The organism is Sulfuriroseicoccus oceanibius, from assembly GCF_010681825.2.
Taxonomy (GTDB): domain Bacteria; phylum Verrucomicrobiota; class Verrucomicrobiia; order Verrucomicrobiales; family SLCJ01; genus Sulfuriroseicoccus; species Sulfuriroseicoccus oceanibius.
Genome location: NZ_CP066776.1, coordinates 225403 through 243250 on the forward strand (window position 1 = coordinate 225403; position 17848 = coordinate 243250).

General features: G+C 59.3%; 12 protein-coding genes. 6 read left to right on the plus strand and 6 right to left on the minus strand.

Features of this window, described 5'->3' with window-relative positions:
* Positions 1–6 precede the first annotated feature (6 nt).
* Complete coding sequence (locus G3M56_RS00930) at positions 7–2100, minus strand: hypothetical protein (protein WP_164365409.1); 2094 nt, start codon at positions 2098–2100, stop codon at positions 7–9.
* A 205-nt stretch (positions 2101–2305) separates the two neighbouring features.
* Between G3M56_RS00930 and G3M56_RS00935 the strand changes: the two genes are divergently transcribed.
* A complete protein-coding gene (locus G3M56_RS00935) occupies positions 2306–3121 on the plus strand; it encodes an endonuclease/exonuclease/phosphatase family protein (RefSeq protein WP_164365410.1) in 816 nt (271 codons plus the stop codon).
* 720 nt (positions 3122–3841) lie between these two features.
* Here the strand turns inward: G3M56_RS00935 and G3M56_RS00940 are convergent.
* Together G3M56_RS00940 and G3M56_RS00945 are read right to left on the minus strand one after the other, a co-directional pair.
* Positions 3842–5953, minus strand: a complete 2112-nt coding sequence (locus tag G3M56_RS00940) for a M3 family metallopeptidase (protein WP_164365411.1) — start codon at positions 5951–5953, stop codon at positions 3842–3844.
* Positions 5954–5991: 38 nt separating this feature from the next.
* Positions 5992–6465, minus strand: coding sequence for a hypothetical protein (locus tag G3M56_RS00945; protein ID WP_164365412.1), 474 nt, complete (start codon positions 6463–6465; stop codon positions 5992–5994).
* Positions 6466–7379: 914 nt separating this feature from the next.
* On the opposite strand from G3M56_RS00945, the gene rlmN reads away from it, so the two are divergent.
* Positions 7380–8471: a dual-specificity RNA methyltransferase RlmN gene (gene rlmN, locus G3M56_RS00950; protein WP_164365413.1), complete on the plus strand. Its 1092-nt coding sequence runs from the start codon at positions 7380–7382 to the stop codon at positions 8469–8471.
* Between the two features lie 123 nt (positions 8472–8594).
* Positions 8595–9425, plus strand: a complete 831-nt coding sequence (locus G3M56_RS00955) for an ion transporter (protein ID WP_235203512.1) — start codon at positions 8595–8597, stop codon at positions 9423–9425.
* 505 nt (positions 9426–9930) lie between these two features.
* On the opposite strand, the gene G3M56_RS00960 is transcribed toward G3M56_RS00955, so the two are convergent.
* A complete protein-coding gene (locus tag G3M56_RS00960; protein WP_164365414.1) occupies positions 9931–10875 on the minus strand; it encodes a DUF2268 domain-containing putative Zn-dependent protease in 945 nt (314 codons plus the stop codon).
* A 331-nt stretch (positions 10876–11206) separates the two neighbouring features.
* Between G3M56_RS00960 and G3M56_RS00965 the strand changes: the two genes are divergently transcribed.
* From G3M56_RS00965 to G3M56_RS00975, 3 genes are all read left to right on the plus strand, one after another.
* Entirely contained in the window at positions 11207–11932 is a 726-nt protein-coding gene (locus tag G3M56_RS00965; protein ID WP_164365415.1) for a hypothetical protein, read from the plus strand.
* 103 nt (positions 11933–12035) lie between these two features.
* Positions 12036–12770, plus strand: a complete 735-nt coding sequence (locus G3M56_RS00970) for a hypothetical protein (protein ID WP_164365416.1) — start codon at positions 12036–12038, stop codon at positions 12768–12770.
* Between the two features lie 258 nt (positions 12771–13028).
* Positions 13029–13751 (plus strand): hypothetical protein, encoded by a 723-nt coding sequence (locus tag G3M56_RS00975; RefSeq protein WP_164365417.1) that lies wholly within the window; start codon positions 13029–13031, stop codon positions 13749–13751.
* An 817-nt stretch (positions 13752–14568) separates the two neighbouring features.
* Here G3M56_RS00975 and argB read toward each other — a convergent pair.
* Both argB and G3M56_RS00985 read right to left on the minus strand, forming a co-directional pair.
* Positions 14569–15465, minus strand: a complete 897-nt coding sequence (argB, locus tag G3M56_RS00980) for an acetylglutamate kinase (protein WP_164365418.1) — start codon at positions 15463–15465, stop codon at positions 14569–14571.
* Between the two features lie 71 nt (positions 15466–15536).
* Positions 15537–17693, minus strand: a complete 2157-nt coding sequence (locus tag G3M56_RS00985) for an excinuclease ABC subunit UvrB (RefSeq protein ID WP_164365419.1) — start codon at positions 17691–17693, stop codon at positions 15537–15539.
* Positions 17694–17848: the final 155 nt, after the last annotated feature.

Here is a 17848-nt window from a genome sequence, read left to right on the forward strand (position 1 = left end):
CTGTGTTCAGGGCATCAGCCAGTTGCCTGCCACTACCTCATCCACCACAAAGCCCCGGTGCCCGTCGGCCTCTTCGTAACGCACCTTGAGGGTCAAGGGCAGCGCGTTCAGTTTCTCCCCTCGCAGGGCCGCTTTCTCCCCGATTTCCTCCAACTTCTTGAACACATCAGTGCCGCGCTGCGCATAAACCGGCAGGGTCGCTTCGGCTCCAGGTTGAGGGTCGAACAAATAAAGCGAATGCCAATCGTCGTTGAGGAACCCGAAATTGTAGTAATTCGCGTTCACATCCACAGTCGCCCGCACCTCTTGCGGCTCGCCCGGCAATGCGCGCCCCAGCTCTTCCAGACTCATCTCGGAATAACGCTCCAGCTGGAACCAATCGAGCTTTGCCTCGCCATCCTGCAACAACACCGCCAAGTGAAGAATTTCGGGATCCGATTCCTCAGCTCCCACACCGTCGAAGGTCGCCATGATCAACTGGTACTCGCGCCCGTGATACTCAGCCCGGCGCTTGAGCAACACAGTCACCCCACCGAAGCGCTTGTTGAAACTCTTGTACCCCCCCTGACGGGCATAAAATGCCTTCATCTTCGGAGCCACCAGCCCCGGGCGGTCACAGTACTTGAGCAAAGCCGCCGGTTCCCTGGCCGCCATGGCCTCTTTCACCGTGCGCTCGACCCTCTCGAAATGCTCACGCCGCCTCTCGCTTGGAAGCTTGAACTGATCCGCATTCTGATCGGCAATCTGTTTGTCCAATGCGGCGGCACCACTCGTCTGCACCACCTCACCTGTCATCGGATCCACCTGGTACGCAGGCTTTTTCGCACTTTGACGGCTGGCAAAACTGGCAATCCCCCACGTGATCAAACTTCCCAGCACCACCACCACGGTCACCACCACAAATGCCCCACGAAAATCCCTTGGCTTCTGCACCTCCGGCACCACTCCCGCCATCTGGCGCATCTCAGCAGGTGTCGGAATCCGCCCGCCTTCAAGCATCGCCGATGGACGCCCGCCCATCGGTCCGGTGGGCCGTCTCTCATCGCGCGCAGGCGACTCGTTTGGACCATCCCCCTTGCGATCTGGCAATGCCACCCGCTGCCGATGAGCATGCCGATGCGGCGCTTGCGTTGGACGCTCCCCCTGACCGACCAAAACCGCAGCTTTGCCCTGATCCGGACGCGGCAGCATCATCGTCGACTGACAGCCACGGCAGACGTACTCGCTGCCCGCCATTCTAAAGTTCAATACATAGCGCTGGTGGCACTCGGGACAATGGACCACCATCGTCTCTGTTCCAGGCACCCGCTTGACGGCCAAATCGCCCTCGCCCATTGCCGCCCGCATCCGTTCCTGCTCCTCCTGTCCGTCGGACACCCGGCGCAACGGCTCAACACGAACCGTTCGACCACCTTCAGCAGGTGCATCACCGGCCTCCACTTCACGAACTGCCGGAGCGGGCATCCTTGGTTCCGCGCTGACCTCAACCGTACGCCGCGCGCTACCGGAACGATCCGGCGACGGACGCTTCTTCTCCGGTAAGTTCCCCACAGGAGTCGATGCCTCCATCCGAGGCTTGAGCAACTCGTCATCACGCCACTCACTGCGCCTCAAAGTCGGCTGAACCGTGCCATCCTCAGCACTCGAAACCAATTCCCGTCGCGGCGGCAGATAACCAAACCCACCTGAGTCCGCAGGCATCTCCTCGCCGGCCACCACTTCGCTCACGTTGGCAGACATCACATCCGCACGACTCGGCGCCATCATCGCATGCCCACACGCCGGACAGTCCAACTGCATCCCCAACGCATCCAACCCAACCTCAAGCAGCTGGTGACAAGTCGGACAGCCAAACCGCACATGCTCGATACTCGCCAACGCGTCCTCTTCCAACGTGCCTGCATCCGAAACCCCGTCCTCCGGCAGCTCCTCGCCGCCCGCAGGATCCAGGTCGTCGGCATCCACATCGACTAAGGGCGCATCTTCAGGCACCACCACATCGTGCGCGCATTCCGGGCATTCAATCGTCTGCCCGCGCCCCTCCTCTCCCACGATCAGTGGCTGTTCACAGTTCGAACATTCAAAGAAGATATCACTCATGTCTGGGGGAATCGGATCGCGCACATTTTTCAGACCGGGAAACCCTCCCAATCCGTAACTTCGCGCGATAGTGGTATCAGACCCGCGGCCATGCAAGCCCGATTGCGCATGTCTCCAAATCGATCTCGACAGGACGGTCACCGTCCCCATTATCCCTCAATTTTTCGATAAACCACCGCCCCTCCCCCCCGTACCCACAAACGCTATGGTTGCTTCAATCTGCCGCATCACCCCGCGGGTACCTGCGCGCGTCACCGCGCTCGCGCTCACCCTCTGGCTCACATTGTGCTCTATCGCCACCGCTACAGAGCCCCTCACGGTGACCAGCTACAACATCCGCCACAGTCGCGGCAACGACGGTCAGGTCAATCTGGAGCGCATCGCCAACGTGCTCAAAGCCCACCCGTCGGACTTCGTCGCTCTGCAGGAGGTCGACCGCGAAGTCGACCGTAGCGGCAAAGTCAGCCAGGCCGCCAAGCTTGGCGAAGCTCTCGGCATGAGCCACTCGTTCGCCAAGTTCATGGACATCGGCGGCGGCCAATACGGGCTCGCCGTCCTCTCCCGCCACCCCATCCTGGAAACCCATGTCCACCGACTTCCAGACGGAGCGGAACCACGCGTCGCCTTGGAAATCATCACCCAACCGGAAGGCTCACCCACCCCGCTCTCGTTCGTCTGTGTCCACCTCGACTGGACCCGCGAAGACCTCCGCCTCTCACAGATCAACACCTTGAAAAAGGCTCTGGAAAAGCGCACCCACCCGGTAATCCTCGCGGGTGACTTCAATGCGGAACCCAACTCAACCACTCTCGAAGTCGTCCGCGCCATGGGATCCATCGTTCCCAAAAATGGCTCGCCACTGACCTGGCCCGCCGACCAACCCCAACAGGAGCTCGACTACATCGCCACCATCGGGCTCCCCACCGAAGGCGTCACCTCCACCGTCATCAACGACGCCACAGCCTCCGACCACCGCCCCGTCAAAGCCGCCCTCCCCCTCCCAGCCAGCTCAGGGGAATAACCCGCACATTCGGTGCGAGCTGATTGGAACGACCTGACCACCGGTAAGCCAGCACTTACAGAGTCAACCCGCAGCAATGAGCACCATTGGTGCTTCTCATACAAACCAGGGACACCGTCTCGAGAAAGAAGACAACGACACCCCCGATCGGCAAGAAACGGACCTGAGCGATCGTCGCGAAGCGACAGATTACCGGTTAGCCGGAGGTTTCAACCTCCGGATATAAGTGCACGAATCAGGCGTCCCGCAGGGACGGTTTACAGTAGAGGGCAGATCATCGAGGTAAACCGCACCTTCGGCGCGAGTTGATCAGATCGACCGAACCAGTAAGCCATCGCTTCGCGATGAAGCGAGAGCTGCCTTTGTCAGCCAGGGACATCGCCCTGGGGTCACGCCATCCGCCGTCCACATGCCCAGACGGGACATCGCATCCCGCGCGGCCAGCGACAACGGATAAAGAGCACCACCGAAACGCAGCCTTCCCTGAAAGGGAAACGCAAACCAGCCCACGGTGAAGGGAGCCTCGGGCGACCTCACCCTGGGAAAGCACCCCACAAACCTGAACCGGCCGAGCGTGCGATTCCGCCAACACGCCCCCCCCACCCGAAGGCCCGATCCCCACGCGAGGGCACACCCCATGCCTCCGCTACACAAAAAAGCCGGTGCCCGGGAATCCACCCGCACACCGGCTTCTTTTGTGATTCAATTGTCTACCGCCAATCAGGCAAGACCACCGCGGCGCAGCAACGCTTCCGGATCCGGATCGCGGCCCATGAAATCACGGTAAAGTTTCGCCACGTCTTCCGAGTTCCCCTTGCTCAGGATCGTATCCTTGAACGACAACCCGGTTTCGCTGTTCAGCACGCCCTCTTCGAGGAATCGGGTAAACGCATCGGCATCGAGCACCTCGGCCCACTTGTACGAATAATAACCCGCCGCATAGCCGGTCGAGTGACCGAACAAATGCGTGAAGCGCACCAGCATGGTCGGTGAGTCCGTCTTCATCGGCACGCGGTACGACTCAAGAATCTCGCGATCGATTTCGTTGAGGTCACGCCCTTTGAACTTCTGGAAGTGCAAGTGCATCTCAAGGTCGAGCTTACCGAACGAAAGCTGACGGATGAACGCGCTCGCCTCCATGTAGTTACGGGCGCGGCGCATCTTGTCGAACAACTCCTCAGGGATCGCCTCGCCTGTCTCGTAGTGACGCGCAAACAAGTCGAGCGATGCACGCTCCCAGCAGAAGTTCTCCATGATCTGCGATGGCAGCTCGACGAAGTCCCAAGGCACCGAGATGCCATTGAGCCCCTTCACCGGCACATCGCCGAACAAATGGTGGATCAAGTGACCAAACTCGTGGAACACAGTCTCCACCTCGTTGTGCGTGAGCAGCGATGGCTTGTCGCCAACCGCCGGGCTCATGTTGCCGCACATCAGGCCGATATGAGGGATCCGCTCGTTGCCAGCGATCGGCGGCAGGCCGGTCTTCAATGTATTCATCCACGCACCGCCACGCTTGGTCTCGCGCGGGTGCCAGTCAGTGTAGAAAATTCCGCGCAGGCTGCCGTCGCCATCCACATCGCGGATCTCAAACACCTTCACCTCCGGATGCCACACTTCGTAGTGACCTTCAGGCAATAGATCGCCTTCATCCTCGAGGTAGGTCGATGGCAGCTCCTTGATCTCCACCCCGAACAAACGCTGGGCGAGCTCGAACATACCGTCGATCACGCGGTTCACCTCGAAGTACGGACGCAACTGCTCGTCGTCGAACGCATACTCTTCGCGGCGACGACGCTCGCTCCAATACGACACCTCCCACGGCTGCATCGGCTGGACTTCCTCGTCGAGCTTGGCGGCGCGATACTTCTCGAGCGATGCCATTTCCTCGCGGTAGGCAGGACGCACGCGGTCGGCCAAATCATCGATGAATGCCAACGCGGCCTCACCCGTCTTCGCCATCCGGCGCGACGTCGTGAAATCTGGGAAGTGCGCTTTACCAAGCAACTGGGCCTTCTCATGGCGCAGCTCAAGAATCTGCCAAATCAGGTCGCTGTTGTCCTTGTCTCCACTCGCACCGACCTTGCACATCGCCTTCCAAGCCTCATGGCGCAACTTGTCGTTCTCAGCCTGCTCCATGAGCGGGATATACGACGGCATGTGCAGCGTGAAACGCCAACGTGGATTGTCTTCGGTCGCCTGACCTTTCTCCACCGCACTTGCCAGCGCAGCGGCCTTTGCCGACTCCGAAAGCCCGGCCAGTTCACGCTCGTCATCGACCAGCATCTCCCACTCGTTGGTGGTATCCAGCACGTTCTCGGAGTACGTCTTGGTCAGCGTTGCCAACTCCGACTCAATCTCCATCAAGCGCTGTTTGCTGTCGGCGTCCAAGTCGGCACCGCTCTCGCGGAACTCAGCCAACGTCTCGGTCACGTGGCGCTTGCGCACCGCGTCGAGCGAATCCACCGCGTCCGACTCACCATAAGCCTTGAGCGTCTGCCACAGCCCCTCGTTCAACGCAATGCTGCTGTAGAACTCGGTCACCACCGGGATCATCTCACCCTGCGCCTTGCGGATCTCATCCGAGTCACATACAGAGGTCAGGTGGCTCACCAGTCCCCACGCCCAACTCAGCGAACTGGTCGACTCGTCCAATGCGCCTACTGTGTTTTCGTAGGTCAGCGTCTCACCGCTCTTGGTCAGATTGGCGAGGGTGTCGATGTTCTTGCGCGCTTCTTCGAGAGCAGCCTCCAAGTCGCCCTTGATGTGCTCTGGATTGAGCTGGGACCAGCGGATATCGAGTTGTTCGTTGAGGAATGGGTGATCAGCCATGAGGAAAAGAATACGGGTGGGGGTAATTTGGGTTCGAATTAGGCACCAAGCTTCAGACGCTCGTCTTCAGCCAAAACGGTAGCCAGTTCAGGCCAGCCGTCGTTGGTCTGCCCTTGGAAGACGTGCAGGTAAACCGCCACCTCTTCACCTGGGTAATCAGCCAAAAGAGCATCCACACCAGCCTTCACTTTCTCCGCTTCAAGCGTCTCTGGCAGGTCGTCGATCGCGCCTTCACCATCATGCGAAATGCCAGCCGCATCGAGGAACTTCACCAGCATCTCACTGCGCGCACGCATCAACCAAACCTGCAACAAATGCTCGGCAGCACCCGCCGACTGCTTGCGCGCACACGCATCCTTCAACCACACAAACTGCTGGTCGACCGGCTTCTTGGTCACGAAAACCGGACGCAACTTGCGGTGCGCGGCGAGCGACGCAATCGCACCACGATACGCGTCGCGCTCTTCTTCACGGAAATACTGGAAGATCGTCCCGGCCAGATCGGCGGACATGTTCTGGAAAATCTCGTTGGCTTGCATGCTCTCAACAAAGGCGAGGGATGCCCCTCCATGCAACGCGAAAAATGCCCACGCCCCACGCTTTTGAGCAAATCACCAAAACCTCCTCACCGTCCCACCTCAAACATCACTCCCACCCCACACCCACTCTCCTTATCATTATCCTCTTTTTTATCCTGATCCGATCCGCCCAGCGATAGCGATAGCGATAAGAATACGCCGCCCATCGCCCGGACCGCCCGACCATGCACGCTCAGCGCTGGAGGGACGGCATTCCTGCCGTCGATTGGAAAACCTCACGCAAAGCCCCAAAGATCCCGAAGGGCGGCCAGCTCCGGCGACGAGGTAGGGCACGGAGGTCACCGGTAGTCGCGCTTTTTTTTTTCCACAGATTATAGGATTAGGAGGATTTGAAGTGGGTTGGGGTAAGTCACTCTGTATGACTTGAACCGCTCTCTATCCCGCGGCCGCGGGATAGCTCCATCGCAACACCAACAAACACCATTCCCCGCTGGACCAACGACACTCCTGTCGTTGCTCGCGAAGCTCCGTCATCAGCTCAACTCTCGAACTCCCCTGAATCGAGCGCAGTGATCAACCGCCGTGAATCCGATAAGGAAGAGGATAAGGATAACGAGTTGCCCCACTACTCCGCCGCCCCTCACTTCCCCGAAGGGGAAACGCAAACCAGCCCAGCGGTGAACGGAGCCTCAGGCGACGCCACCCTGGGATCCCCAGCCCGCAAACCAATCCGGCCAAGCCAACAACCGCCCGCAAACCACCCCAATCCACCCTCCGTCGCCCCTCCCCCTCCGTCACACCACCCTAAAACCTAACAACCTAATAACCTAAAACCCCATCCCCACATCCGCACATGACATCCACCGGATTGTGATGTTCTTTATCCCGTGACCGATAAGAGACCAGCCCTGTGCGGATTAACCCGCGACGAACTCACCGCCAAACTCAAAGAAGCCGGCCAGCCCGCCTACCGCGCAGGCCAGGTTCTCGATTGGATTTACAACAAGCGCGTCACGTCGATCGACGACATGACCAACCTGCCGGCTCCGCTGCGCGAAACGCTGAAGGAAAACTTCGTCGTCTCCCACGCCGATGTCGTCACCGTCCAGGGCGCCAAGGACAAGACCCGCAAGATCCTCTACCGTCTCAACGACGGACGCTTCGTCGAGTCGGTCCTCATTCCCGCCTCGCCGTCCCTCTATGGCGACCGCGCTGACCGCCGCACCATCTGTGTCTCATCCCAGGTCGGATGCGCCTATGGCTGCAAGTTCTGCGCCTCCGGCCTCGCCGGCTTCACCCGCAACCTCGACAGCGGCGAAATCGTCTCACAGCTTCTCGCCACCGAGGCCCACACCGGCGAAAAGATCAACAACATCGTCTTCATGGGCATGGGCGAACCCCTCGCCAACTTCAAAAACCTGTCGAAGGCTCTGGAAATCATCAACTCCCACTGGGGACTTAACATCGGCGCACGCCACATCACCGTCTCCACCTCCGGCGTGGCGCCCGTGATCAAAAAGCTCGCCGACATCCCAATCCCTGTCCGCCTCGCCATCTCGCTCCACGGTGCCACCGACGAAGTACGCGACCGCATCATGCCGGTGAACTCAAAGTGGAATATCGATGCCCTCTTCGAATCGCTCGAATACTGGCGCTCGAAGAAGAAACAAAAGATCACCTTCGAGTTCATCCTCATCGACGGCATCAACGACTCGATGGACCAGGCCGTCGAACTCGCCAAACGCGCCAAGCAGCTCGACGCCAAGGTCAACCTCATCCCTTACAACACCGTCGATGGCCTGACCTGGAAACGCCCGTCCAACAACCGTTGCCAGACATTCCGCAAAATGCTTGCCACCCACGGCGTCCCAGCCACCCTTCGTTTGGAAAAGGGGCACGACATCGACGCCGCTTGCGGTCAACTCCGCCTCAAAGAAGAGGAAAAGCACGGCATCAGCGACAAACCGGCCGCGCAGTAATCACACGCGGCTCCCCTCGTTTTTTAGACAGAAGCCTCCTCCCGGCCACGATGGTGCGTGCACCTCGTGGCCGCATTTCCATCCACCCGGAACCACCCCACGCTCCACCCCACCCACCTCACCATGAGCGAGTCCGACCTCCTTGCCTTGATGCAGCAAAAATCCGTCGCCAGCTGGCGCATGCAACTCGCGCGCTGGATCGAATCCACGTTCCTGCAGCGGTTCATCATCGCCGTCATTCTGCTCAATTCCGCGGTGCTCGGGCTCGAAACCTTCCCCGGCATCATGGCCGAACACGGAGCCACGCTGAAATGGATCGACCGCACCTGTCTCGCCATCTTCGTGTTGGAACTCGGCATCAAAATGGCAGCCTACCGCCAACTCTTCTGGCGCAATGGCTGGAACTGGTTCGACTTCCTCGTCGTCGCCGTCGCGCTCGTCCCTGGCAGCGGCCCGCTCGCCATCCTGCGTACCTTCCGCGTCTTCCGTGTGCTGCGCCTACTCACCGCACTGCCCGCCCTGCGCCGCGTCGTCGCCGCATTCCTCCACTCGATCCCCGGCCTCACCGGCGTGATCATGATCATGGCGATCTTTTTCTTCACCGCAGGCGTGCTCGCCACCCATCTCTTCGGCAGCGCCTTCCCCCACTGGTTCGGCAACCTGGGAGAGAGCCTCTATTCCCTCTTCCAGATCATGACGCTGGAAAGCTGGTCCATGGGCATCGCCCGCCCCGTGATGGATGTCTATCCATGGGCCTGGGCCTTCTTCATCCCGTTCATCGTCATCGCCACGTTCACCATCCTCAACCTCTTCATCGGGATCATCGTCTCCACCATGCAGGAACTCAGCGAACTGCCAGATCCCGACCTCACCAGCAAGGACGTCGAACACATCCTCGAACGGATGGAAAACGACATGGCCTCGCTGCGCAAAATGGTCAAGCGCTCTAAGTGATACCATTTGAACGGTCAAATTGGGGGAATGGCGGAGAGCTTTTTCGATTAAGGCAAGGAGAGAACCTCGACGCCAGCGGGCTACCCTGAGCAGTGAGCAAGGCTGCGTCGCTCAAAAAGATCCCGCCAAGATGTCCGGTCAAATGGTGTAATCACCGATAGATCCACCACCAGTTCCTGGAATCACCAATTGGACCGCCCCTGCAGGGCTCCAACGTCTAACCCGCCAATCTCCACGGCGTTGCCGTGGGCTGCGCTAGTCCGCACCTCCGGCGCTATCTCGCGTCCAGCTACCCGTACGACACGGATCCACACTCGTCCTACGCTCTTGCCTCCCACACACAGCCCACGTACTTGGATCCCACACAGCGCCGGAGGCGCGCCCCAACATAGCCCCAACATAGCCCTGGCGAAGCCATGGGATTACGCCCGCCCCCACATCGAGCCCTGCAAGGGCGGTCTAATACCAATTGGACGCTCAAATGGGATAGCACCGACGCGCCAACCTACTTTGCCAACGCGCTCTGGATCGCTTTCACAATCCGCGGGTCACTCACCTCGGTCCGGTCAAAAAGAGCCAACACGAAGTTCTCCGCCATGATCTCCTCCGGGTGAATAATGTAATTGGTATTGCGCCCCACCTGTTCGAAGAAATTCCCGACCTCTGCCACATCCAACACCTCGGCCTTTCCATCGACCATTCGAGGCTTCAGTGACTCGTCCAAGACGAGAAACCCGATCCGCAAATACTCGAAAAAGCTCCCCCCGCGGTAGTCCTCCTCCGAGTACATCACCATCATCGCCTTGATCTCCTGCCCACCACGCATCAGCTCAATGTAACAATCCGTCTGAGGCGCGTCCGGGTTGGTAATCCGCCGCTCTTTCAACCCCTCCGGATAGTCAATTGAGGGCATCATCGAGAACCCAATGATGCCATACATCGCCCTCCGGAAATCCTCTGCGTTGCGGGACAACACGTGAAAGACCTCGTGCGCCACGAGGTGTTCCAGCCGCGCATCGCTCATCTCATCCAAGCGAGCCGTCAGCACAATGTAATCCTGCCGGGTGTAACCAGCAGCCCCGCCTTCCTCGCGCATCGACGTTTTCACAAAACGTATCCGATCCGGAATCGGAAGTGACGTCCACCCACGAAGAGCCGCCTCTTCATCCATCTTCTTCAGGATCGCGCCAATCCGCTCGCGATCCCGCACGCTCCACGGCAGCACCTGTTCCGCCGCAAACGCACGCCATTCCTGCTGCGTTCCGCCCGCCTTGCCCACTCTCGACTCGGTATCAAACCGACTCCAGCAGCGCATGTATTCGTCCTCGACCCCGAGCAGCGCCCGTCCCTCATCCACCGAACAAAACCGGCTCGCCTCCGCCAGGGAATCCGCGGCAGCAACCCCACACCAGCTCCAAAACGCCACCACCAACACGATCAACCTTTTCATACGAGACGAGACCATGGCCGGTGGGTCAGCGACCAGCAAGATCAATCCCGCTCAAGCCCCCTGCCAAAAAAACGCCCCCCCTGCGCGCCAGCCCCCGCGTCTTACGATTTTCTATAAAAGGCGAGCCAAACTGTAACTTGTATAACCACTACAATTCACACCTATGAGAAACCCGCTCTAAATTATAAATCACTGCATCTCAAGAGGTTCCCTCATCCCGTAATCAGAAATCAGCAAGGGGTCAATGGCTCCTGCCGCGGTCAGCTCGTGCCACCATTCGCGACCTGACCTCTCCCCCGCAGGATGGAATCCCTTCCCCCCCGCATCCGCCATGAAAAATGCACCCTTTCTCACGTCAATATTGGCTCTAGCAGCCTGTATCCCCACCTTCGCCAACGAAGAGGAAGCCAATCAGAACGACTGGATCGGCGAAATCTCCACCCCGAACGAAACCGTTCAAGTCGGGGCCGTGCCGTCAATCACGTGGAACGTGACCTACCCGCTCACCATCGACGACCTGATCGTTATCACCGGCACCAATATCACCACAAAACAACAAGTGGTGATGGAAGTCCGCCTCATCGGCGCCGGCTGGGGACTTAAGGAGAACTTCCACTACGTGGACAGCCACATGGACCTGGGCTCCGGTTGGACACAGATCTTCTTCGGTGACCACCACATGGTCAATGCTTCGGAAGTTATCTACAGCGAGCCCCTCCCCGCCGGCACCTCAATCGACTTCGGCGGACGCGGCGGCAAGGACAAGCCCGGCCCCAACCCCAACCAATGGTCCGATTGGTTCAAATCCAACAAAATCAAAGGACCAAATGTGGTGACTCTGCTCAATGGAGACCCGGCCCCCCAGTACGACCCCGCATTCGATATCCAAACCGCGGTCGAGGACTACCTCACCCCCTACGTCAACACGACCACCGAGACGATTACCCTTGGCCCTTTCCAAGTCATCTATCTCTTCGATTTCAACACCTTTGGGACCAAGTGGTACGACCTGCAAGACACCGGCATCATCGTCACCTTCTCGGTGATCACGACCTAAAGCCCCCTCGGCAACCACACACTCCCGGCAACCACGCCCTCCCGCCGCGCTGACCTCCCCCCCTGGAGTCATTCGCGCCCCCTATCCCCCGCCCCCGTATCCCATGAAGCATTCCCTTTTTGTGAAATCACTGGTCGCTCTCACTGCGACTCTTCCCGCCCTCGCAAGCGAAACCGACACCAACAACTGGGTCGGTTCAATCTCAGCGTCCCAGCAAGTCGTCCAAGTGGGCGACGTACCGACAGTCACGTGGGATGTGAAATATCCAGCCGCCCTGCTGGACCTCGTTTCTCTGGACGAGAATACCGCCACCTCCAAGAAAACGATCGAAATGGAAGTGCGCGTCATCGGAGCCGCCTGGGGAAAAACAAGGAGCTTCCATTACGTTGAAGGGCAAATCCAAGCTGGCGCCGGATGGCTCCAGATCTTCTGGGGGGATCATCACATGATCGACTCGTCGAAAGTCGTCTACCAAGCGACGCTCCCCGTCGACACAGTGATTGATTTCCGCGGCTGCGGCGCCAAGGACAAATCAGGACCATTCGCATCCAGCTGGTCCCCTTGGTACTCCACCACGGACGTGACGCCTCATGTCGTTTTGCTCAAAGACGGCGATACCGCCCCCCACTACGACCCCGCATACGAAATCCAGGACGGCGTACAGGACTACCTTTCCCCATACATCGACGGCAACACGGGGCTCATCACCCTCGGTCCGCGCGACGTGATCTATCTCTTCGAGTTCGCCGAGGGCTCGTTCGGAACCAAGTACTTCGACCTTCAGGACCTGGTCGTCGTCGTGACCTTCTCCGAGTCCGATCAACAACCCAATCCCTGATCCCCCTCCCTGTTCCACCAAGCACCTTCAAATTCTCATAAGAATCACAAATCGCTCACCCAACCATACCAACTCAAATTCTCGGATATGAGAATTTGAGTAGTTTTCGCCAAATCATGCGTCTCCCATTCCGCAGCCCGGTTCGTAACGCACAAATGGCACGTCCCCCTCGGTCGGCTAACCGCTGCTTTTGAATCACTATTCCCCCCACCCTACCCGGCCACAGCGCCTTCATCCCCCTCGAAGTACCCTCTCTCCATGAAAAATCCCCTTGCGATCGCATCCGCCGCAATCCTTTCAATTCTCCCCGCCGTCGCCGCTGATGACGCCAACCAAAACAATTGGGTCGGCAACATCACCGCATCCGAGCAAGTCGTTCAAGTCGGCAACGTGCCATCGGTCAATTGGGATGTCAGCTACCCGCTCGGGCTGGCGGATCTCGTCACACTGAAGGACAACTCCATCACTACGAAAACCGAGGTGGTCATGGAGACCCGCATGATCGGCGCGGGCTGGGGGCTTAAGACAAACTTCCACTACGTCGAGGGCAAGATGCGGGTAGGCTCCTCGTCATTCTTCGAAATCTTCTATGGAGACCACTGGATGATCGACTCGTCAAAGGTCGTCTACACCAACACACTCCCCGCCGGCACCGTGATCCATTTCTCCGGACGCGGAGCAAAAGACAAATCCGGTCCTTATTTCTCGCAATGGTCGTCATTGTTCACCACTGAGTTTGCAACTCCCAACATTGTCACACTGACCAACGGAGATCCTGCTCCGCAATACGATCCTGCATTCGATATCCAGATGGCGGTCGAGGACTACCTGACCCCGTACGTCGATACTCAAACGGGACTCATTACTCTTGGACCACGCGATATTATCTATCTCTTCGATTTCAACTCGTACGGCACCAAGTGGTACGACCTGCAGGACATGGGCATCCTCGTGACCTTCACGGAGAAAGAGCAGAATTAATACTATATAAATCCCAGCTCCGCGCGGCATATCAAGCGGCCGCGGACTGATTCATTCAAACCAGCGGATTCGTCCGCTGGTTTTTTTGTTTCCTACCAAACGCCCACGAACGAGTTCTCCCCACGGGATCGCACCGCCGCACCGCCGCACCGCCGCACCGCCGCACCGCCGCACCGCCGCACCGCCGCACCGCCGCACCGCCGCACCGCCACACCGCCACACCGCCACACCGCCACACCGCCACACCGCCACACCGCCACACCGCCACATCGCCACATCGCCACATCGCAGCCCATGGCATCGCCGCATCGCGAAGCGATGACTTACCGGTTAGCCAGCGGATTCATCCGCTGGCACGGCCGCTCCAATCCCCTCGCACCGAAGGTGCGGTTTACCTCTGATGATTCCTCCCCCCCTGTAAACCGTCCCTAAGGGACGCGTAATCCGTCACACCTATCCGGAGGTTGAAACCTCCGGCTAACCGGTAACCTGTCGCTTCGCGACGTCCTCGACCACTCAGAACAGCATCCCGGCGACCAAAGCCATAACAGGAGCTAAATTGCCATCGATTAGGATAAGATGGCCGTTCAATTATCCACCCAGTGCCGGATGCGCGGCACAACGCAGCCCATGGCACCGCCATCGGAACCGCACGCAATGCTCGATCGAACCTGCTACCAGCCCCAGATTCACGATCCATCAACCACCGCACCCCAGCGCCGGAGGCGCGGCAAAAAACAGCCCATGGCATCGCCATGGGAACCGCACGCCCCGCAAATCAATAGCCCTGCATGGGCGGCACAACCTCCCGCCCCCACTAGGCCAAAATCTCGGTGCCGATACCGACGTTGGTAAAGACCTCAAGCAACAACGCATGCGGAATGCGTCCGTCGATCATGTGCACTTTGCCCACGCCATGCTCGATCGAATCAGCTGCGGAGCGCACTTTCGGGATCATGCCGCCTTTGATGATACCGTCCTCGATCAACGCCTCGGTCCCGGCACGGGTGACGCTTGGAATCAGCGTCGATGGATCCGATGGATCGCGCAGCAATCCGCGGACGTCGCTAAGGTAAATCAGCTTCGATACGCCAAGCTCCTTCGCCATCGCCGCCGCAGCCAAATCCGCATTCACATTCAACGGCAAACCGGTGCCCACTTCGGACGCCAGCGGGCTCACCACAGGCACCACCTCGCGCTCGACCAAATCGCGCACGGCATCGGCATTGCATCCGGTCACGTTACCGACAAACCCGAGGTCCACCTCATTGCCGTCGTCATCGTGTCCCACCGCCCGCTCGCCGGTGAGCATCGAGCGGCCTTTCACGCCGGCGGTCTTGCCGCCGTAACGAAGAAGCATTTCCACCAGCATTGGGTTCACTTCGTCTTCCAATGTTTTGGCCACCACTTCGATCGACGCGGAGTCAGTCACGCGCAGACCCGACGCCCAGACTGGCTCGAGCCCCTGACGCGCCATGGCGGCAGAGATCGCCTTGCCGCCGCCGTGCACCACGACCGGGTTCACCCCCACGGCCTCCAGGAAAACGATGTCGCGCATCAAACTGCGCAACAGATCCAGGTTATCCATGGCACTGCCACCGACTTTGATCAGGAAGGTCTCGCCCCGAAACGACTGCATGTAGGGCAAGGCTTCCACCAGAACGGCGGCTTTCCGGATGTGTTCTTCGAGCGATGGATCGTTGTCAGCGTTCATTAGCGGCTACGATGCGTCAGGATCGCCCGCGGCTCAAGTCTAGGTATGGGCAGACACACAATTCCACCCGTCTAGTCCTTGATCTGATAGCTGCTCTTCAACTCGGCAATCTGATCGCGCAACAACGCGGCCCGCTCGAACTCGAGCGCCACCGAGGCCTCGCGCATCTCAGACTGCAGGTCCGCAATCACTTGCATCACATCCTCGCGGCTCGCGTTTTGTTCACCTTCGCTATCGGCCACACGCGGATCCGGTGTGTCGTCGGTGCGGTACAACTGCAAACTCTTCTGGTCGCCACGCTTCACGGACTGCGGGACAATGCCGTGCTTCTCGTTATGCTCGAGTTGGCGCGCCCGTCGGTACGCCGTCGCATCCAGCAACTGCTGCATCGATCCCGTCACTTGGTCCGCAAACAACACCACCCGGCCGTTCACGTGACGCGCCGCACGCCCCGCAGTCTGAATCAACGACGTGGCCGAGCGCAAATAGCCTTCCTTGTCGGCATCGAGCACGCAAACCAGAGACACCTCCGGTAGGTCGAGCCCTTCCCGCAGCAAGTTGATCCCGATCAAGACATCGCACTCGCCGGCACGCAGCGAGCGCAGGATTTCCACCCGCTCGATCGCATCCACATCGGCGTGGATGTAACGGACACGGAAATCCAAATCGACCAAATAGTCGGTGAGATCCTCGGCGGTGCGCTTGGTCAATGTGGTCACCAACACCCGCTCGCCGCGCAAAATACGATCGCGACACAGCGCCATCGTCTCGTCGATCTGCCCGCGCAAGGGCTTGATCTCCACCTCTGGGTCCACCAGCCCCGTCGGGCGAATGATCTGCTCGACCACCAATGGCATCCCCGGTGTGCGCACGTTGAACTGCTCAACCGGTACATCCGCCCCGCTGCCGCGCAGCCCGGCGTGCTCGACCTTGAACAAGGGCGGCTCGAATCCATCCCGCTCGTTCGGGGGAACCTGTGACTTCGATACCGGCAGGTAGCCCGTTTGCCCGACCCGCGAGTTGAGCAACTCGAACGGCCCCGGTGTGGCGGTCACGTAGAGCAAGCGGTTGCTCATCTCCATGAACTCCTCAAAACGCAGCGGCCGGTTGTCCATAGCCGAAGGCAAACGGAACCCATGCTCAACCAGCACGCTCTTGCGGCTGCGGTCGCCCTCATACATTCCGCCGATCTGTGGCACCGAAGCGTGCGATTCATCGATCAGCGTAAGAAAATCGCCTTGGAAGAAGTCAAGCAGCGTGTACGGCCGCGCGCCCGGCTCACGAAAGGTCAGGTGGCGCGAATAGTTCTCAATCCCCTGGCAAAACCCCATCTCCTTCATCATCTCGAGATCGTACTCGGTGCGCTGGCGGATCCGCTGGGCTTCGAGAAACTTCTGGTTCTTCTCAAACCACGCCACCCTCTCGTCCAACTCCTTGCGGATCGACACCGCGGCTTTCTTCATCTTCTCCGCCGACGTCACGAACTGCTTGGCCGGAGAAAATGTGTACGACTCCACCCGCTGCAGCACATTGCCCGTCAACGGATCAAAAATCGAAATCCGGTCGATCTCGTCGCCGAAAAACTCCACACGCACCGCTTCGTTTTCCGATTCCGCCGGGTGCACGTCCACCACATCGCCCCGCACACGGAACTTACCGCGCTCAAATGAGATGTCATTGCGCTCAAACAACATGTCCACCAGACGACGCAAAAACTCATCGCGCTCCAATTCCATCCCCACATGCACCGGCACCATCATGTTCTGGTAGTCGTCCGGTGAGCCCAATCCGTAGATGCACGATACCGACGCCACCACCAGCACATCCTTGCGCGTGAGCAACGCCCCCATCGCAGACAATCGGTGGCGCTCGATCTCCTCGTTCACCGCCGAGTCCTTCTCAATATAGGTATCCGAGCGCGGGATATACGCCTCGGGCTGGTAGTAATCGAAGTACGACACGAAGTACTCGACCGCGTTGTTGGGGAAGAAGCTCTTGAACTCGGAGTACAGCTGCGCCGCGAGCGTCTTGTTATGGGAAATCACCAGCGTCGGTTTGTTGATGCGGGCGATTACATTGGCCATCGTGAACGTCTTGCCGGATCCGGTCACGCCGAGCAGTGTCTGGTGGCGGTTGCCCTGCTCGATCGATTTGACCAGTTTCTCGATCGCCGGCCCCTGGTCCCCCTGCGGCTGGTAGTCTGATGCCAGTTGGAAATTCACGTCCATGAGTGCCCCAGCATATCCATCTTTCGCAAGATGTCCCGACCGATCCGCGTTGTGATCGGATTCCACCACCAGCGACCTGGCGGATTTCTTTTCCTCATTGGTGCAAATCGTCACGCGGCGGGACACGGCAACGTCGCTTTCCCTCGCGCCCGCGC